At 45.5% G+C, this 17,106-nt stretch carries 20 protein-coding genes; 6 read left to right on the forward strand and 14 right to left on the reverse strand.

The genetic code is table 11. The features are described 5' to 3' along the window. Nucleotides 1–9: 9 nt before the first annotated feature. The gene (locus tag DN92_RS05140; RefSeq protein WP_173960241.1) at nucleotides 10–1,074 is read left to right on the forward strand and encodes a serine hydrolase; all 1,065 of its coding nucleotides are present in this window, start codon (nucleotides 10–12) and stop codon (nucleotides 1,072–1,074) included. Between the two features lie 15 nt (nucleotides 1,075–1,089). Here the strand turns inward: DN92_RS05140 and DN92_RS05145 are convergent, their stop codons facing one another. The 12 genes from DN92_RS05145 to DN92_RS05200 form a co-directional block, all read right to left on the reverse strand. Next, nucleotides 1,090–1,908 (reverse strand): IclR family transcriptional regulator, encoded by an 819-nt coding sequence (locus tag DN92_RS05145; RefSeq protein ID WP_217426057.1) that lies wholly within the window; start codon nucleotides 1,906–1,908, stop codon nucleotides 1,090–1,092. A 77-nt stretch (nucleotides 1,909–1,985) separates the two neighbouring features. After that, complete coding sequence (locus DN92_RS05150; RefSeq protein WP_173960242.1) at nucleotides 1,986–3,020, reverse strand: quinone-dependent dihydroorotate dehydrogenase; 1,035 nt, start codon at nucleotides 3,018–3,020, stop codon at nucleotides 1,986–1,988. Between the two features lie 9 nt (nucleotides 3,021–3,029). Then, nucleotides 3,030–3,776 carry an arginyltransferase gene (locus DN92_RS05155; protein ID WP_173960243.1) on the reverse strand — a complete coding sequence of 249 codons (747 nt, stop codon included), beginning with the start codon at nucleotides 3,774–3,776 and terminating at the stop codon, nucleotides 3,030–3,032. Further along, a complete protein-coding gene (gene aat / locus DN92_RS05160; protein WP_173960244.1) occupies nucleotides 3,773–4,510 on the reverse strand; it encodes a leucyl/phenylalanyl-tRNA--protein transferase in 738 nt (245 codons plus the stop codon). Before aat ends, DN92_RS05155 begins: the two co-directional genes overlap by 4 nt. 13 nt (nucleotides 4,511–4,523) lie before the next feature. Further along, nucleotides 4,524–5,084 (reverse strand): NUDIX hydrolase, encoded by a 561-nt coding sequence (locus DN92_RS05165; RefSeq protein ID WP_173960245.1) that lies wholly within the window; start codon nucleotides 5,082–5,084, stop codon nucleotides 4,524–4,526. A gap of 9 nt (nucleotides 5,085–5,093) precedes the next feature. Beyond that, a complete protein-coding gene (locus DN92_RS05170; protein ID WP_173960246.1) occupies nucleotides 5,094–6,923 on the reverse strand; it encodes a bifunctional chorismate-binding protein/class IV aminotransferase in 1,830 nt (609 codons plus the stop codon). A gap of 34 nt (nucleotides 6,924–6,957) precedes the next feature. Then, nucleotides 6,958–7,533, reverse strand: a complete 576-nt coding sequence (locus tag DN92_RS05175; protein WP_173960247.1) for a peptidylprolyl isomerase — start codon at nucleotides 7,531–7,533, stop codon at nucleotides 6,958–6,960. A 53-nt stretch (nucleotides 7,534–7,586) separates the two neighbouring features. Next, nucleotides 7,587–8,228, reverse strand: coding sequence for a 2-hydroxychromene-2-carboxylate isomerase (locus DN92_RS05180; RefSeq protein ID WP_173960248.1), 642 nt, complete (start codon nucleotides 8,226–8,228; stop codon nucleotides 7,587–7,589). Beyond that, nucleotides 8,225–9,538: a replication-associated recombination protein A gene (locus DN92_RS05185; RefSeq protein ID WP_173960249.1), complete on the reverse strand. Its 1,314-nt coding sequence runs from the start codon at nucleotides 9,536–9,538 to the stop codon at nucleotides 8,225–8,227. The genes DN92_RS05180 and DN92_RS05185 overlap by 4 nt, the downstream gene beginning before the upstream one ends. Nucleotides 9,539–9,549: 11 nt before the next feature. After that, nucleotides 9,550–10,029 carry a DUF3429 domain-containing protein gene (locus DN92_RS05190; RefSeq protein WP_173960250.1) on the reverse strand — a complete coding sequence of 160 codons (480 nt, stop codon included), beginning with the start codon at nucleotides 10,027–10,029 and terminating at the stop codon, nucleotides 9,550–9,552. A 30-nt stretch (nucleotides 10,030–10,059) separates the two neighbouring features. Then, complete coding sequence (locus tag DN92_RS05195; RefSeq protein WP_173960251.1) at nucleotides 10,060–10,914, reverse strand: 3-hydroxybutyryl-CoA dehydrogenase; 855 nt, start codon at nucleotides 10,912–10,914, stop codon at nucleotides 10,060–10,062. 1 nt (nucleotide 10,915) lies between these two features. Continuing rightward, entirely contained in the window at nucleotides 10,916–11,650 is a 735-nt protein-coding gene (locus DN92_RS05200; protein ID WP_173960252.1) for a glutathione binding-like protein, read from the reverse strand. A gap of 142 nt (nucleotides 11,651–11,792) precedes the next feature. Here DN92_RS05200 and yaaA point away from each other — a divergent pair, with 142 nt between their 5' ends. Both yaaA and DN92_RS05210 read left to right on the forward strand, forming a co-directional pair. Continuing rightward, the gene (gene yaaA, locus DN92_RS05205; protein ID WP_173960253.1) at nucleotides 11,793–12,569 is read left to right on the forward strand and encodes a peroxide stress protein YaaA; all 777 of its coding nucleotides are present in this window, start codon (nucleotides 11,793–11,795) and stop codon (nucleotides 12,567–12,569) included. Between the two features lie 11 nt (nucleotides 12,570–12,580). After that, complete coding sequence (locus DN92_RS05210; RefSeq protein ID WP_173960254.1) at nucleotides 12,581–13,792, forward strand: DUF2863 family protein; 1,212 nt, start codon at nucleotides 12,581–12,583, stop codon at nucleotides 13,790–13,792. Nucleotides 13,793–13,887: 95 nt separating this feature from the next. Here DN92_RS05210 and DN92_RS05215 read toward each other — a convergent pair whose 3' ends face one another. After that, nucleotides 13,888–14,262, reverse strand: coding sequence for a hypothetical protein (locus DN92_RS05215; protein WP_173960255.1), 375 nt, complete (start codon nucleotides 14,260–14,262; stop codon nucleotides 13,888–13,890). Between the two features lie 12 nt (nucleotides 14,263–14,274). Further along, entirely contained in the window at nucleotides 14,275–15,264 is a 990-nt protein-coding gene (locus DN92_RS05220; RefSeq protein ID WP_173960256.1) for a malate dehydrogenase, read from the reverse strand. A gap of 150 nt (nucleotides 15,265–15,414) precedes the next feature. On the opposite strand from DN92_RS05220, the gene DN92_RS05225 reads away from it, so the two are divergent. The 3 genes from DN92_RS05225 (at nucleotide 15,415) to sdhD (ending at nucleotide 17,103) form a co-directional block, all read left to right on the forward strand. Further along, a complete protein-coding gene (locus DN92_RS05225; RefSeq protein ID WP_173960257.1) occupies nucleotides 15,415–16,152 on the forward strand; it encodes a GntR family transcriptional regulator in 738 nt (245 codons plus the stop codon). Between the two features lie 141 nt (nucleotides 16,153–16,293). Beyond that, the gene (sdhC, locus tag DN92_RS05230; RefSeq protein WP_173960258.1) at nucleotides 16,294–16,713 is read left to right on the forward strand and encodes a succinate dehydrogenase, cytochrome b556 subunit; all 420 of its coding nucleotides are present in this window, start codon (nucleotides 16,294–16,296) and stop codon (nucleotides 16,711–16,713) included. A gap of 24 nt (nucleotides 16,714–16,737) precedes the next feature. Beyond that, the gene (gene sdhD / locus DN92_RS05235) at nucleotides 16,738–17,103 is read left to right on the forward strand and encodes a succinate dehydrogenase, hydrophobic membrane anchor protein (protein ID WP_173960259.1); all 366 of its coding nucleotides are present in this window, start codon (nucleotides 16,738–16,740) and stop codon (nucleotides 17,101–17,103) included. The last annotated feature ends 3 nt before the right edge of the window (nucleotides 17,104–17,106 follow it).

Below are 17,106 nucleotides of genomic sequence, written 5' to 3' on the forward strand. Positions count from 1 at the left end.
CAAGTTGGGATGCGTATGAATCGATTGTGGCTCGTGGCGGTTGTTGGTTTGGTGTCATTTGGCGTTGCTACTTCTTTTCAGGTGAGCGCAAGTAATAAAGATCCTCAAGCTACAAAGGCGACTAAGGATTCGACAAAGACATCTTCAAAGACGACGATAAAGAAGCCCGTCAAAACAGAAGTAAAAAAAGTAGCTAAATCTTCTAAGAAGCCCCACACAGTTCGTACAACAGTTACCCGCTCTAATGAGCCTGTTGTAGCTGCAAGGCCTTCATTTGCAACGGCTTTGGGTCTTCGGGGTCAGCATGATGATCTTAGTCTGAAATCTAGCGTGGCAATGGTAGTTAATCAGGACACCAAAGAGGTGTACTTTGAGAAAAATTCTTCTGTCAGTCTGCCGATTGCTTCTATTACTAAATTAATGACTGCCATGGTGGTGTTGGACTCCAAATTACCACTTGATGAAGCTATTGTGATTAATGCAGATGACGTTCGTAGTTACGGTTCTTCGCGTCTTGCTGGCGGCACTGTATTGACCCGTGAAGAGGCATTGCTCTTATCTTTAATGTCCTCTGAGAATCGCGCAGCGTATACCTTAGGTAGAAATTATCCAGGTGGTATTCCTGCATTTATTGATGCCATGAATCGCAAGGCAAAAGAAATCGGTATGACTCATTCGAACTTTGCTGATCCTACCGGTCTAAAGAGTGAGAACGTAGCTTCCGCAGAAGATTTAACACGCCTGTTAAATGCTTCTTATCAGTACAAAATGATCCGTGAATTTTCTACCTGGCCAGATCTAACGATGGTTATTGCAAAACGCCCACAGAAATTTCTAAATACAAATCGTTTAGTGCGTGCTGGCGATATGAATATCGGCCTGCAAAAAACAGGATTTATTAATGCGGCTGGCAAGTGCTTGGTGATGCAAGCCAGAGTGAATAACACGCCACTACTGCTAGTCTTTTTAGACTCGGTAGGTACGCAATCCCGTTTCGCCGATGCCGTTAGAGTAAAAGATTGGTATGAGCGCATGCCATCAGGAGAGCCACAAGCGATTCGCCGTTTGATGTGACGCTGTGTACTCGTTTTAGCTGCTCAGATCGCTCGCCTTGGGTTTGTAACCCATTCCCTTGGAAATCTGTATTGCCGTATCTTGAAGTAGGCGTAACCACTCGTCCTGAATGCGATCTGTAGGAGAGCTTAAAGAGAGTCCTGCTACTAATTTGCCGCTGTCATCATAGATTTCAGCTGCTATGCAGCTAACGCCTAACTCTAGCTCTTCATTGTCACGTGCGTGTCCATATTGGCGCACTTGATTAAGCTCAGAATCTAACTTGCTTAATTCAGTAATGCTATTTCTGGTGTGGCCTGCCAGGCCCGTACGAGTAACATAAGCTCGAACTTGGCTAGGATCATCGCTAGCTAAGAATAGCTTACCTACGGATGTTAAATGGAGCGGCGCACGCCCCCCAATGGCGCGAACTACCTGCATACCAGATCGTTCGCTGTATGCGCGGTCGATATAAACAATTTCATCACCTTGTCGAACCGACAGATTAATAGTTTCACCAGTAAGCTTGTGTAAGGCCCGCATAGGCGCTTGTGCTGCCTCACGCACCGATAGGCGCGCCTTCACTAGATTGCCCAGTTCAAGTAACTTGAGACCCAGCCGATAGGTTCCCCCATCACCACGTTCCACTAAACGGCAGGCAACTAAGTCATTGAGAATGCGATGGGCTGTTGAGGGATGTAAATCGGTGTCCTCAGCCAAATTTTTCAGGCTACTGGATTCTTCATGCATTGCTAGTGCATCGAGCAGATTCATCATGCGATCTAGTACCTGGATTGCTGTTTTTCCAGCTTCACCAGCCACTTTTGGCATTTTTTCGGGTTTACTCGTTGTCATGCTGTCAATTGTAGCGATTATTGCTGAAATTGCACAATATGAAATATGACTTTATTGCTACAGCACCATATAAGTACTCATTTGTTGCGCAATGCAGCTGCACATTCAGTGATGAGTTTGGGGCCACGGTAAATGAGACCGCTATACAGTTGAACTAGGCTGGCACCAGCAGTTACTTTCTCTTGCGCATCTTTTCCAGACAAAATGCCGCCGACACCAATAATGGGTATTGCTTCGCCTAAGACATCTTTAAGGCTTTTGACTACCTCGCTAGATGCCTGGCGTACTGGGGCGCCTGATAGGCCGCCTGCTTCATTGGCAAACTCAAGGCCTTGAACAGCATCACGCGCAATCGTGGTATTGGTAGCGATGATTGCATCAATACCAAACTCGATTAGCAGATCGGCAATGAGTTTGATGTCATTCTGATCAAGGTCCGGAGCTATTTTCAAAAAGAGGGGCTTGCGCACACCGTATTGATCACTGAGGGCTTCACGTGCCACGTGAAGGTTGCTGAGCAATGAGCGCAGCATGACCTCTCCCTGGAGTGCACGTAAATTTTGGGTATTTGGAGAGGAGATGTTGACGGTGATGTACGCAGCAACCTCATAGACTGCCTGCATTGCTGTAACGTAGTCGCTGGCAGCATGCTCAATGGGCGTACTTGCGTTCTTACCAATATTTAAGCCAACAATTCCACCATTTTGCCAATAGACAGAATTGCGCACGCGTTCTACACAAGCAACAACACCATCATTATTAAAGCCCATTCGATTAATCAGCGCCTGTGCTGCTGGGAGACGAAACATCCGTGGCTTTGGATTGCCGGGTTGTGGTTTTGGAGTAACGGTGCCGATTTCCAGAAACCCGAAACCTAAAGCACCGAGGGATTCAATATGTTTACCGTCTTTATCTAAACCTGCAGCTAAGCCGACTGGATTGGGAAAGGTGATGCCACAAATGCTACGTGGGTCTGGAGCGGGTTGGCTAATCAAAGAGCGCAATACCCCCCAGCGCTCAGCACGATCTAAACTGCCTAAGGTGACATTGTGCGCCTGCTCTGGATCCAATGAAAACAGCCAGGGGCGAAGAAGGGAGTAACTATCGATCATGGGTGACTATTATGGCTCAATGATGGCTTGCCAGTGATCGTCGATCAAACCTTCTATAGGCTGAAATTTGGCTTTATAAGACATTTTTTCACTGTCCTTGATGTAGTAGCCTAGGTAAAGATAAGGCAAATCTAACTCAAGCGCTTGCTGAATTTGCCACAGAATGCTGAAACTCCCATAGCTTGCTGAGGCATTACTAGCATCATAGAAGGTGTATACCGAGGAGATGCCTTGATCCAAGATATCAATCATGCTTACCATCCGCAAGCGCCCTGGGTGTGAATCTTGGGGGCCATCTCGAAACTCGACGATTCTAGAATTGACGCGACTTTGCAATAAAAACTGCATGTACTGATCTTGATCATCTTGATCTATATCGCCGCCTGCATGACGCTCATTTTGATAGTGCTGATAAAGCTGATAATGTTCTTCTTGATAGCCAAGATTGAGAACGCGAATATCTAGGCCAGCATGTTTTTTCCAGGAGCGCCGTTGACTCCGATTGGTTTGAAAGTTTTTAACGGGGATGCGGGTAGCAGTACAGGCTTTGCATTCATCGCAATAGGGGCGGTAGGTATATAAACCGCTACGACGAAATCCCGCATTCACCAATTCGCCATACAAATCAGCGTGTATCAAGTGAGATGGTGTTGCAACCTGAGAGCGAGCAGTCTTCCCTGGTAGGTAGCTACAAGGGTAGGGTGCAGTTGCATAAAACTGCAGTGCTGTTAGGGGGAGTTCTTTTAGTTGAGTCATAGCCAGTGACGCAGAATTGCTTTATCAAAGTTCCAAGGGATCTCTATATTAGTTTGCTTTAAAGCAGCTTGCAGGTGTGCCAGAAATTCATTGCGGGCAATTGGTTCGGCACCCAGAGAATCCAGGTGGGCAGTCTCCTGTTGGCAATCAATCATTTCTACATGATTCTGACTGCACCAGGCGGCAAGGGTAGCTAAAGCGATTTTTGAGGCATCTGTTTGATGGCTAAACATCGACTCACCAAAAACCATTCCACCAAATGCCACGCAATAAAGGCCTCCTATCAGGCGTTTTTCTTCCATGACTGCAATACTATGAACATGGCCTTGCTCATGAAGTTGAGTATAGGCATCCATAATTTCGTGGGTAATCCAGGTGCCATCCTGTCCATTTCTTTTAGTGGTGGCGCAAGAGCGCACAACGGCACCAAAATCATGATCAATTAAGATTTCTTTATGAGGATCCTGTAAAAAAAGTCGAATCGCTTTTTTTAATGAATGGTGGCATTTAAAGTGAGCAGGCTTTAGCACCATTCTTGGGTTGGGTGACCACCATAAAACGGGTTGATTATCTGAGTACCATGGAAAGATCCCCATTTGGTATGCGCGGGCTAGTTGCCCTGGATAAATACGCTCACTGACAGCAATTAAACCAGGAACGCTTGGATCAGGATCCTGGCAATCCATAGGATTTGGAAATGCATCCTTTGCCCCAAGCCAAGTGATGTTACTCATGTACTTGAGATGCCTAAATCTTTTCTGATGGCAGAATGTCTCTGCTATGAACGCTAAACGGAGTGTCAGAATCAAAAATGCCGGCAGCACGATCAGCAAAGAACCACTCTAAGGTTTGCTTTACCGTAGGAAAGGCAATTTCATCCCATGGAATTTCCTGCTCATGAAATAGAGCGACCTCTAAACTTTCTTCGCCAGCATTAAATTGTGAAGAAGTCATGTTAGCTAGATAAAAGAGGTGAACTTGCTCTGCATGAGGCACATTCAGTAATGAATACAGCGGGCCAATTTCAACAATCGCACCAGCCTCTTCATGAGTTTCTCGGACTGCTCCAGCGCTAGTACTTTCACCAAGCTCCATAAATCCAGCCGGTAATGTCCAGTAACCATGTCTTGGCTCTATTGCGCGACGACACAAGAGTACCTGCTCACCAAAAACAGGGATACAGCCAACCACATTGCGTGGATTAAAGTAATGAACTATCCCGCAAGATTCGCAAACATGGCGCTCTCTTGAATCATCCGCAGGGATCCTCAAGGTAATGGGGGCAGCGCAATGTGAACAAAACTTCATGCGGACTTTCTAAAAGTGAGCGGGGATGAATCCGCGTAATGCATTGCTAAGCATAATCTCTTTCGCATGACGAAAGTCTTCAATAGTCAGGTTTTCTTCATGGGCATTCAATGTTGGATTGCCTAATATGAGCGATCTCATCACGCCCGGTAGTAGACCAGCTGCAACAGGGGGTGTTAGCCAGCGATCGCCAGATTTCATAAAAATACTACTTCTGCCGCCCTCAGTAACGTAGCCTTGTTCATTGACGAAGATGGCATCAAATCCACCAAGACCCTCAGCCAATTTCCAGGCTTGGTCATACACGCTACGACTATTCACTTTGTGCCTCAGTAAAAGATTGCCAGAATGAAAAATAGCCTGAGTTGGATTTGGTAGGATTTCGCTGGCCCAAAAAATCTTGACCGCGTTCTGTAGTGGATTTAAAGGGGCGAGTTGAAAGCTGGCTTGACCGGCATGATCTAAATCCACTCTTAATCGATACTCTTTATCAGGAGTGCAATTTTGGCAAGCAAGCTCAATCACTTTCTTAATGTCCGTTAGCGAGCTTGGGATACCAAGTGCTTGTGCTGAGCTTGTCAATCGATCTAAGTGCAAAGGAAGATGTTGAGGCTCACCCTGTCGAACTAAGATGGTTTCAAATAAACCCAATTGACTGGGTAACTCGCTTAAGAAGGCTGCTTTGATATGACACTCTTCCCACTCTTTTTTTGCTTCTGAATCAATCGTAATGCCAGCGCCAATGCCTAAAGTAAAGGATGAGGCATTCGTATTCGCATTGCGATCAATTTCAACTGTCCGAATGGGAACGCTAAATGCAAAATCACCATTAGGATCTAACCATCCTAGGGCGCCGCAATAATAGTCACGATTGATTGGCTCTAGCTCCTGAATGATTTCCATGCTCCTTTTTTTCGGTGCACCTGTCACCGATCCGCAAGGAAAAACAGCATTTAATATCTCTTTTAATCGGACGCCAGGTTTTATCTCAGCCTCAATGGTAGAGGTCATCTGGAGTACATCGCCATGCCGGGCAACTTCAAATAGTTGCGGCACTTTTACGGTTCCAGGTAAGGCAAGTCGACTGAGATCGTTACGTAGCAAATCTACGATCATGACATTCTCGGCTTGATTCTTTGCATCGTGCGATAAATGATCTGCTGACTCACTCAATGCACTGGCAGTACCTTTCATAGGCATAGCCTTCAAGGTGTTGCCTTGTCTCTGTATCAATAGCTCGGGGGATTGTGAAAGAATAAAGTGAGAGTCCTGGGTAATAAACGCTCCAAATCTTCCTGGTTGGCGGTCTCTTAGTCGAGCATATAAAGCTAATGGGTCACCATAGGACTCACCCGTAATGCGATAAGTATGGTTGATCTGGTAAGTATCGCCACTACGAATATATTCCTGAATGGTTTGTATATCGGAGTGGAATTGCGCTTCATTAACTGAGAATTGCAGATTGGCAACACCAGCAATACGATCATCCGATTCCAGTTGAGCTATACGGCTTTGGATAAAAGTATCCACACCTTCTTTGCTCAGTTGTTCATATGACTCAAAAGACCAGGCTTGAATAAGGGGGTGGGGTTGAGTTACTGCTGGAGAATGGCGTTGTACGAGGTGATGAAAATATCCTCCTAATTCGTATGCAACAGCGACCACCACATATTCACCGTTGGCTAATGCATTATTAATATCTTCAAGACACTGCTCTACCTTAGCAATAGTCCCTGTAGCGCTTGAGCCAGGGTAAACGGCCCAATATTGAAGTGCCTTGTCGTAGAGGCGACTGCTTGGCTGAGCTTCAGTACTTTGGGCATCGTCCAGCAATATCATTTGTAGGGCAACCTGCGCTATAAATTGACTAGGATTACTTTAAAACAGTAGCCGTCTCAATGGTGACCGTCTTGCTGGGAACATCAGACATGCGTCCCATTTTTGGTGTCGATGCAATCATAGTTGGAATTTTACGAATGGCATCAATCGTTTGTGTGCCCGAGATGACTTTGCCAAATACTGTGTAGCCATTACCCATGGCGTTCGGATAATTTAACCCCTCATTGTCTTTTACATTAATAAAGAATTGGGCGGTTGCGGAATCAGGATCAGAAGTGCGGGCCATAGCAATCGTGTAGGTTTGATTCTTGAGGCCATTTTGAGCCTCTGAAACTACAGGTGCATTGGTGGGTTTTTGCGTCATGTCTGGAGTGAAGCCTCCGCCTTGAATCATAAAGCCATCAATAACGCGATGAAAAATAGTCCCGTTATAAAAACCGCTATTGACGTAACTTATAAAGTTAGCAGTTGTTTTTGGCGCTTTTACGGAATCAAGTTCAACTACAAAATTTCCCATGGTGGTCTTGAATTCAACTTTAGGGTTAGCTAGTGCGACACCGCTAACAAGAAGGCCAAGAGTAAGTGCAAGGGAGGTAATGATATTGCGCATGATAAAGATCCTTAAAGTTTTCTGAAAATGTTGGGTAGATCTGATTGTATTGCTCATAGCCCCTTAGGGACTTGGCCCGCATAGAGGTAAGCCGCCTCTTCAAACATGCTGGGCTTATTTAGGTAATCTAGGGCCCAGTCAATGGTATCGACCCCCCAAAAAGCATGTCCATTGAGAATAAGGGTCGGCACTCCAAATGCACCATCGGCTTTTGCTAACTCCATATTTGCTATCAATTTTGCTTTGATATCTGGAGAGTCAGGTTTTGGAGTATCTATTGCAAGATCGAGGTATTGACAAAAGTCTGGCCAAGATAAGTTGGGATCTTTACCTTCCACCCAAATGTATTCAAATGCTCGCTCAATCATTTCCCACTGAGCATTTTGCTCAACTAGAAGTCGTTGTGCTGCAACAGTGAGAAAAGGGTGGTGCTCCGGAAAGCGAAATGGCAGACCCAGTTTTTCAGCAAGCCATATGCAGTATTGGTAGGTGTGAGTACGCTTTGCATCGATCTCCCCGGGACCGCGGTTATCTGTTGCTCGAAAAAGACCACCCACTAAGATGGGGATAGGTTGAATATCAACCCGCTTTTCAAAACGGTGGCGTTGCTTAATATAAAAATACGAGAAGGGAGAAATAATGTCGTAATACAGGATGCCTTTGACAGGCTTTGCGGTCTGCTGATCTGAATTCATTTCTTTTTCGACTCCTCATCTAGCTTTCGCAAAAAATCCATTTTCTCTGCTATTTGTGTCTCTAGTCCACGATCGACTGGTAAATACCAACGAGGCTCCGCCATACCATCCGGTAAATAGGATTCTCCAGCAGCATAAGCGTGAGGCTCATCATGCGCATATCGATATGCTTTTCCGTGACCCAAGTCTTTCATGAGCTTAGTTGGAGCATTACGCAGATGATTAGGTACTGGCTTACTTTGATCATGAGCTACATATGCTCGTGCGGCATTAAAAGCGTTATAGCTCGCATTACTTTTGGCAGCAATGGCTAAGTAAACTACGGCTTGGCCTAATGCCAATTCTCCCTCTGGTGAGCCTAAGCGCTCAAAAGTCTGGGCGGCATCATTGGCTAACTGCATTGCTCTGGGATCTGCAAGACCAATATCTTCCCAGGCCATACGGATAATTCTTCGGGCCAAATAACGGGGATCTGCTCCACCATCGAGCATGCGGCAGAACCAGTAAAGCGCCGCATCAGGATTGGATCCGCGGACAGATTTATGCAAGGCAGAAATTTGATCATAAAAGTGATCACCGCCTTTATCAAAGCGACGCGCTTGAACAGTTAATGCATTCTCAATAAAGAGCTGATCCACTTTTTGAATGTTGGAATTGGGTGTAGTGACAACGTTATGCACTTGCTCCACCAAATTCAGGAGCCGACGTGCATCACCGTCTGAATGAGTGATCAAAATTTCAACTGCAGCAGATTCAAATGCAACATCTGGCATTGCATACTCACGTGCCCGATCAAACAATTGCATTAGCTCTGAAGAGCTCAATGACTTTAGTACATACACTTGTGCACGAGAAAGAAGGGCGGAATTTACTTCAAATGATGGATTTTCAGTGGTGGCACCGATGAATGTGAACAAGCCAGATTCGACGTGCGGTAATAAGGCATCTTGCTGACTCTTATTGAAGCGATGTATCTCATCTACAAATAGAATGGTCTGTCTGCCATATTGAGACATGCTTTGTTGAGCTTGTTCAATTGCTTCACGAATATCTTTGACGCCAGCCAAGACGGCTGAAATAGCGATAAATTCTCGGTCAAAGGCTTTGGCGGATAGTCGGGCTAGCGTAGTCTTACCAACACCCGGGGGCCCCCATAAAATCATGGAGTGCGGCTTGCCAGAGGCGAAAGCTAAATTCAGTGGCTTGCCTGAGGCTAGTAAATGAGCTTGACCAATGACTTCTTCAATCGTTTTTGGGCGCAAGACTTCCGCTAATGGCGCTAGTGGGGCCTGGTCAAATAAATTGGCCATAGTTGCTTGGCTTAGTTCTGCACAAACAAGATGACAAAGGCTGACCAAATCAAACACCCAGATGCAACGATCGTGAGGCGGTTGCGTAAAGTAATAAAGGCTTTACGGGCTTCTTCACTAGAAAAATAATATCGATAGGTTTCTTTATCAATATTGCATTGGATAATTAGTGCAGAGGCTAGGATGACTAAGCCAACTGGAATATAAATATGCAGGGCTAACCAGGCAACCAGGGCGGGTATGATGCCCCAAATCCAGGCATTTCGGCTCTCCCAGCGATCACTCGGAGGCGCCTTGCCTAAGGTATGTAAATTTGCGCCCCAATGCAATGCCCCCATAAAGGCAGTGATGACCGCCCCGTATCCAGCTAGGGACTCCGCACTCAAATAATTTAGCGGTGTTGGTGCCAACTGCACCATTAAAGCCAAGCTTACAAAGGGAATGAGGCCGGCATAGGCTAATTTACGAACTAGGGGTGGCAAAGGATTCACAAAGACTTCTTTATTTAGGTTGGTGTTGAGTTAGTGATCATAGGTATAGACACCGCGGCCAGATTTGCGGCCGAGATAACCTGCGGAGACCATTTCACGAAGTAGCGGGCATGGGCGGTACTTTGAATCACTAAAGTTCTCAAAATATACCTCCATGATTGCCAAGCAGGTATCTAGGCCAATCAAGTCGGCTAAGGCTAGTGGACCAATTGGCTGATTGCAGCCTAACTTCATGCCGGCATCAATATCTTCAGGACTTGCAAGACCTTCCTGCAATACAAAGAAGGCTTCATTGATCATTGGCAATAAGATGCGGTTTACAACAAATCCTGGTGAGTTTTTAACCGTAATGGGTTCTTTACCAATCCGTTTTGCCATCTCAATGATGGCGTCATGGGTCTCATCAGCAGTCTGTAAGCCACGTATGACTTCAACTAAGGCCATCATCGGTGGCGGGTTAAAGAAATGCATGCCAATAAAGCGGCTTGGAGTGGAATCCAAAGCAGCCAGTTTAGTGATGGAAAGAGACGAAGTATTAGTGGCAATGATGGTTTCTTTAGTCACAGTCTCATCAACCTGCTTCAAAATCTTTTCCTTAACCGATTGATTCTCGGTAGCCGCCTCAATCACCAATTGCAAGCCCCTAAGATCGGCATACGATGTACTGCCTTTGATTCGTTTTAATGCCGCATCTTTAGTTTCGATTGTTAAGGTTTCCTTTTTCACAAGTCGATCTAGGCTTTTGCTGATTTGGCTTAGTCCGCGCTCAACAGCAGCATCGTTGATGTCGATCATCACTACATCTAAACCTGCTACTGCGCATACCTGCGCAATACCATTCCCCATGGTGCCCGCACCAATTACTCCGACCGATTGAATCTTCATGCTATTTCCTTTTTTGATACTGTGATGAACCAAATAATTGCTCTCTTGCTTTGTCATCATGCAAAGGCTTGCGTAATGCTGTTAATACTTCAACACCTCGCTTCACTGCAGGACGCTCACCAACCATTTCAAACCAGCGCTTGAAATTCGGATACTCATTAATATCAATACCTTGGTTTTTCCAGTTGCGCGTCCAGGGAAAAATGGCAATGTCTGCTATTGAGTAGCTTTTCCCAGCTATATAGAGATTGTCTTTCAGTTGATGATCAATGACTCCATATAATCTTTTAGCTTCATTAGTGTAACGATCCACCGCGTAATCAATTTTTTCTGGGGCATAAATCCGGAAGTGGTGGTTTTGACCTAAAAGGGGTCCCACGCCACCCATCTGAAACATGAGCCACTGAAGTACCTCATATTTGCCTCGGGTAGACTTAGGCAAAAACTTACCCGTCTTAGCGGCCAGATACAGCAAGATTGCCCCAGATTCAAATAGATGGATCGGTTTGCCATCAGGCCCTTGAGGGTCGTAAATTGCAGGAATTTTATTGTTTGGGCTCATGGCTAAGAAATCGGGTTGGAACTGATCGCCGGCACCAATATCAATCGGATGGGCGATCCAATCTTTGCCAAGCTTATAGCCACATTCCTCAAGCATCATGTGTACCTTATGCCCATTGGGTGTCGGCCAACTATAGACATCAATGCTGCTGTGTTTAGGTGTGCTTATTGCCATGATGGTTTCCTTTGAGGTTGCAGCGATTATGGGCGACTGGGAAATGCTGGGGGGAGAAGGGCGTTTTGGTCCATGGTGGCGATTTAAGGCAAATAAGGTGGGTAGTCGCTAGAATGGGAGAAATTCATTCTCAAATTGTGCCATGCTGATAGTCCTTTCACCTGCTAAATCCTTAGATTACAAAACCCCGACCAAGGTGAAAGCGCCGACTTTGCCCGAGTTTGTTTTGGAATCAGCAAAGCTCATTGCCGACCTGAAGAAGCTTTCTCCTCAAGAGGTGGCTAATTTAATGGGATTATCTGATCCATTAGCCGCCTTAAATGTGGGGCGTTATCGCGAATGGTCTAAGAAATTTACCGATGAAAATAGTAAGGCAGCTATTTATGCCTTCGATGGTGATGTCTACGACGGGTTTGATGTAAAAACGCTTAATGCCAAAGCCTTGGATTTTGCTCAGGACCATCTTCGAATTCTTTCGGGTCTCTATGGTGCCTTAAGGCCTCTTGATCTTATGCAGGCTTACCGTTTGGAGATGGGTACCTCCTTGAAGACCGCAAGGGGTAAAGATTTATACGCATTTTGGGGTGAGCGCGTTACCGACTCTTTAAAAAAGATCCTTGAGAAACAAAAAAAGCCACTACTCTTGAATTTAGCATCAGAAGAGTATTTTAAAGTAGTGCAAGCCAAAAATTTGGAATGCCCAGTAATTTCTCCAGTGTTTCAGGATGGCAAGGATGGCAAGTACAAAATTATCTCCTTCTATGCAAAGCGGGCTCGAGGATTAATGGCGCGTTATGTAGTTGAAAACCGTATTACGGATGCGGAAGATTTGAATGGATTTAATTTAGACGGGTACCGTTATGTTGCCTCTGAATCTAAGCCTGAAAAACCCGTGTTTAGACGTCCCGAGAGAAAATAGGAGAGTGCACTATGGCTGTACATCGCACTAAACCGTCACAACGATCCTCTCCAGATGTGGAGAGACTGGTAGCTGATGCTATTTCATTAGCGGCCTCTGGTAGTCATATCGAAGATCAGTTTTGGGAAGAGCGCTTGAATGTGCGCTTAATGCGCTTACTCAAGAGTCAAAACCAAAATGTGATTGATGCAGCCTTAGATCAAACATTCAGAATCAATATTGTGGCTTTCGAAGTGCTTGCTGATTGTGCTGAGACCTTAGCCGAATCCTTAACAATGGAACATGAAAAGCACAATTGGGATGTAGTGCTCCTAGCTTTGCCCATTGTTGCCCACACTCGCTACCAAATTCCCTCAGGCGCGCTACCCATCCATGTTATTGAATCTACCGCTGCTGCCTTGCATAGTCAAATTGCCTCTCCCGATGCACGCATAGCGATTATTCCTTGGCTTTACAGCATTGATCAAATGCCGCACTCCCATAGCCAAACTCGCTTACTAACTGAGGCTTTGGCTAATGCAGCCATTTTATCTAGCGAGGTGAAGTTAGAGCTACGTGAAATGTCTGAGACGATCGCCGTCTTAGCGGATCCACGTTTTATCATTGCAGCCGTTGCTGCTCCCTCTGGTTCTCCATTGTTTCGCTGGCAAGCAGAAGCTCCAGCGCGTCAAGAGCGTGGAGTTAGCCTCATTGGATGGCAAAATACTATGCAAGAGCCTATCGCCTCTCTCTTGCCAGGTTGTGAATTCGAGCTTCTATTGCCTGAAGCGTATTTTACCAACTGCCGTTTAGCCGATAAACTTGTGCGCCCATTAAGTATTAAAGCCGCCGTGAATTTTTTAGAAAGCACCATTGGAGTTCTACCTGTAGGCCTATCTTGCGTAGTAGGCGCTTTTGGCGAAGATCAGGCCGATGAATATCGCATCTCCTTTAGTGTGAAGGGATCCTCTGAGGTGGTCTATGGCGTGATTTGGCCTTTATATGATCGAGAAAGCGTTGCTAACGATGCGCTAAATGATTTAGTGGATGACGATAGTCCGATGAAGCGAATAGCGGATGCACTTCGTGATGCTGGTGTAGATGATGTCTTCCGACATGCGATGCTATTTGATCCAGAGCTTTGTGATGATTGTGGTGCGCCTCTATTCCCGGATCGATCAGGTGAGGCTGTTCATGCCGAGCTTCCAGATGACGCTCCAGTACAGCAGCCTTTATTTCACTAGGCGGTCCAAATCCATGCATAGTAAATAAACACAGTAAATAAAAAAGCCGAGAATTTCTCGGCTTTTTGTCTTACAACGAATGCTGAAATGCAGTTTTAGTTCTGAGTAAACGGCTCTGAGTTCGCAAACAAATGGGGAAGTTTGCCCGTTTTCATCTCTGCCGTTTGGCAGAAATCAGCAAGGCGCGTTCCCGATTTAATATTAAACAGCATCGCTTTATTTCCCAGCACTACAAGATCATGTCCAGTAGTGGTGTTCTTGTATCGCAAACTACCTGGCAGTGAATTTTCACGACTAAGGTCAAAGGTTTTTGATTCCCAAGTCAGGCGAACTTTTTCGGTTGTGCCTGAAGTTTTGAATTGTTTGCTCTCGCTACAAGTCCAAGTAGAGACCTCTTCGCTAGCAAAAACTGATGCTGAACCTAGGAGACCAGTCATAGTCAAGCCAATGATGAGCAGATTTTTCTTCATGTGTCTGAATCCTTATGTCAAGAGATGCTTAACGCCTGCTTGCTCTTCAAGCAATTCGTTCAAAGTGTGATTCATGCGCTCACGTGAGAAATCATCAATTTCCAAACCTTCAACCATCTTGTATTCACCGTTTTCACAAATAACGGGATAGCCATAAATTACTTCAGCTGGAATGCCGTACTCACCTTTTGATGGTATGCCCATCGTGACCCATTTGCCGTTGGTGCCAAGAACCCAGTCGCGCATGTGATCAATCGCAGCATTCGCTGCCGAAGCTGCAGAAGATAGACCGCGTGCCTCAATAATTGCGGCTCCACGTTTACCAACAGTAGGAATGAATGTATCTTTATTCCAGGCTGCATCATTGATGCTATCTTTTACCGACTTCCCATCAACAGTGGCAAAGCGATAGTCAGGGTACATCGTTGGGCTGTGGTTACCCCAAACCACCAATTTTTCGATATCGGCAACCGGCTTGTTCAACTTACTTGCCAACTGTGAGAGTGCACGATTGTGATCTAAGCGCAACATCGCTGTGAAGTTTTTCGCAGGAATATCAGGAGCGGATTTCATGGCAATGTAAGCGTTGGTATTTGCGGGATTACCAACGACCAATACTTTGACTGTTTTCTTAGCTACTGCATTCAGTGCTTTACCTTGGGCCGTAAAAATCTGGGCATTCGCTGAAAGCAAATCTTTACGTTCCATACCTGGGCCACGAGGACGGGCGCCTACCAACAATGCAACGTCAATATCCTTGAATGCTGTCATCGGATCAGAGTGGGCGGACATGCCGGTCAGCAATGGGAATGCGCAATCCTCTAATTCCATCATCACACCAGCCAGGGCTTTTTGAGCCTTTTCATCGGGAATTTCAAGCAACTGGAGGATCACTGGCTGGTCTTTACCTAGTAAATCGCCATTGGCGATGCGAAATAGGAGGGAATAACCGATCTGACCGGCTGCGCCGGTGACTGCAACACGCATTGGGGCTTTTGCCATTACTGATAACTCCAGTTGAGGTTAATTAATGAAATCTTTTCTATTATCCATTCAAGTGTATGGACTTTCCATTTACACTGTCAATCATGTCTTATATAAGATATGAGATAAGCCTGAATTTTATCCAATAGACCTTGTCCTGGAGCTAATTTGTCACTTATATCCGAACCGATTGCCGCATTTAGCCCGCTTTACGAGCAAATCAAGGCATTGATCTTGGCAAGCCTGCAGGCATCAGAATGGCTTCCAGGCGAAGCTATTCCAAGCGAAATGGAGCTTGCAGCCCGTTATGCAGTGAGTCAGGGCACGGTTCGCAAGGCAATCGATGAGTTAGCAGCTCAAAATCTATTGGTACGCCGCCAAGGTAAGGGTACTTTTGTTGCTACCCATCAAGAGGATGATTGGCAGTATCGCTTCTTAAGGCTAGAACCAGATTCTGGTAAGAAACTGCATCTAAAAAACCAGTTTTTAGCTTGCGAGAATATGGTATCGGATGCCCATATTGCGCAGCTACTCAATTTGATTGCAGGTGACCCAATTATTCGCATAGATCGCATACAAAGCGACGCCGGTCGGCCGATCGTTTTTGAGGAGATTTGGCTGCCAGAGGTGCGCTTTAAGGGCCTTACTCTCGACGCTCTGAACGCTTGGGCTGGACCAATGTACGCCTTCTATGAGAGCCAATACGCTACTCATATGGTGCGCGCGGAAGAGAAAATTAAAGCCGTGCTAGCCAACTCCCGGCTTGCCAATCATTTACAAGTTACAGAGGGTGCTGCCTTATTGTCAGTTGAGCGTGTCGCTTTCACCTACGGGAATAAACCAGTAGAAATTCGTCACGCTAGATATGACACTTCTGAACAGCACTATGACAACAAACTCAACTAAGTAGTACACTCGAAAACTGGTAAAAACGACTTTTTAACCCCTTAGAACGCTAAATACCCCACTACTACTCAGGTTTCCAATAGAATATGTTGCAACACAACAAAACCACACTGAACCTCCACCGAAAGATTGAGATTACCCATGGTTGATGCACAGCAAAACGTAAAAAAAGATAGACCGGTTTACCGAAACATTGGTCTTGCCCAATTAATCAAGTACCGCCTTCCTTGGGCTGGAAAAGTATCCATTCTTCACCGGATTAGTGGAGCGACGTTGTTTTTGATGCTGCCGTTCTTACTGTATCTCTTCGATCAAAGCTTGGCCTCGGAGATAAGCTATCAAAAGTTTCAAGCAATTACTGGCAACGTGCTGGTAAAAATCGTACTTCTGGGATTGATCTGGTCTTTCTTGCACCATTTCTGTGCTGGTATTCGCTATTTGTTGTTGGACTTAGACATTGGTGTTGAGAAGCTGGATGCCAACCGTTCAGCAATTTTTGTATTTTTCTTGGGCTTGGCTTTGACTGCGCTCGTTGGCCTCAAACTATTCGGCTTGTACTAAGCGTCTCACTAATAAGGAAATCGAATGCCTATTTATCAAATCGGACCAAAGCGTTTAGTAGTTGGCGCTCATTACGGCCTTAAAGAGTGGATTATTCAACGTGCAACCGCCATTGTGATGGTAGTTTTCACCATTGTTTTACTGGTTGACTATTGCATTGCAGGTAGTGCCACTTACGAAGGTTGGGCTTCATTGTTCAGCAATCAGCTGATGAAGCTTTTGACGCTATTGTTCTTCATCAGCTTGACCTATCACGCTTGGATTGGTATCCGTGATATCTGGATGGATTACATCAAGCCCGTCAGCATTCGTTTAACACTCCAAGTGTTAACTGTTTTATATCTCGTAGCCTGTGCGGCCTATGCCGTACAAATTCTGTGGAAAGTGTAAGTC

Origin of the sequence: Polynucleobacter arcticus (assembly GCF_013307205.1) — a bacterium.
GTDB classification, from domain to species: domain Bacteria; phylum Pseudomonadota; class Gammaproteobacteria; order Burkholderiales; family Burkholderiaceae; genus Polynucleobacter; species Polynucleobacter arcticus.

Bases quoted from the DNA above. Each gene is read 5' to 3' on its own strand.
- DN92_RS05145 (WP_217426057.1), bottom strand. From the start codon at position 1,908: ATGACAACGAGTAAACCCGAAAAAATGCCAAAAGTGGCTGGTGAAGCT.
- DN92_RS05195 (WP_173960251.1), bottom strand. From the start codon at position 10,914: ATGAAGATTCAATCGGTCGGAGTAATTGGTGCGGGCACCATGGGGAAT.
- DN92_RS05210 (WP_173960254.1), top strand. From the start codon at position 12,581: ATGGCTGTACATCGCACTAAACCGTCACAACGATCCTCTCCAGATGTG.
- sdhC (WP_173960258.1), top strand. From the start codon at position 16,294: ATGGTTGATGCACAGCAAAACGTAAAAAAAGATAGACCGGTTTACCGA.
- DN92_RS05215 (WP_173960255.1), bottom strand. From the start codon at position 14,262: ATGAAGAAAAATCTGCTCATCATTGGCTTGACTATGACTGGTCTCCTA.
- DN92_RS05155 (WP_173960243.1), bottom strand. From the start codon at position 3,776: ATGACTCAACTAAAAGAACTCCCCCTAACAGCACTGCAGTTTTATGCA.
- DN92_RS05220 (WP_173960256.1), bottom strand. From the start codon at position 15,264: ATGGCAAAAGCCCCAATGCGTGTTGCAGTCACCGGCGCAGCCGGTCAG.
- DN92_RS05175 (WP_173960247.1), bottom strand. From the start codon at position 7,533: ATGCGCAATATCATTACCTCCCTTGCACTTACTCTTGGCCTTCTTGTT.
- DN92_RS05200 (WP_173960252.1), bottom strand. From the start codon at position 11,650: ATGGCAATAAGCACACCTAAACACAGCAGCATTGATGTCTATAGTTGG.
- yaaA (WP_173960253.1), top strand. From the start codon at position 11,793: ATGCTGATAGTCCTTTCACCTGCTAAATCCTTAGATTACAAAACCCCG.
- sdhD (WP_173960259.1), top strand. From the start codon at position 16,738: ATGCCTATTTATCAAATCGGACCAAAGCGTTTAGTAGTTGGCGCTCAT.
- DN92_RS05140 (WP_173960241.1), top strand. From the start codon at position 10: ATGCGTATGAATCGATTGTGGCTCGTGGCGGTTGTTGGTTTGGTGTCA.
- DN92_RS05165 (WP_173960245.1), bottom strand. From the start codon at position 5,084: ATGAAGTTTTGTTCACATTGCGCTGCCCCCATTACCTTGAGGATCCCT.
- aat (WP_173960244.1), bottom strand. From the start codon at position 4,510: ATGAGTAACATCACTTGGCTTGGGGCAAAGGATGCATTTCCAAATCCT.
- DN92_RS05170 (WP_173960246.1), bottom strand. From the start codon at position 6,923: ATGATATTGCTGGACGATGCCCAAAGTACTGAAGCTCAGCCAAGCAGT.
- DN92_RS05180 (WP_173960248.1), bottom strand. From the start codon at position 8,228: ATGAATTCAGATCAGCAGACCGCAAAGCCTGTCAAAGGCATCCTGTAT.
- DN92_RS05150 (WP_173960242.1), bottom strand. From the start codon at position 3,020: ATGATCGATAGTTACTCCCTTCTTCGCCCCTGGCTGTTTTCATTGGAT.
- DN92_RS05185 (WP_173960249.1), bottom strand. From the start codon at position 9,538: ATGGCCAATTTATTTGACCAGGCCCCACTAGCGCCATTAGCGGAAGTC.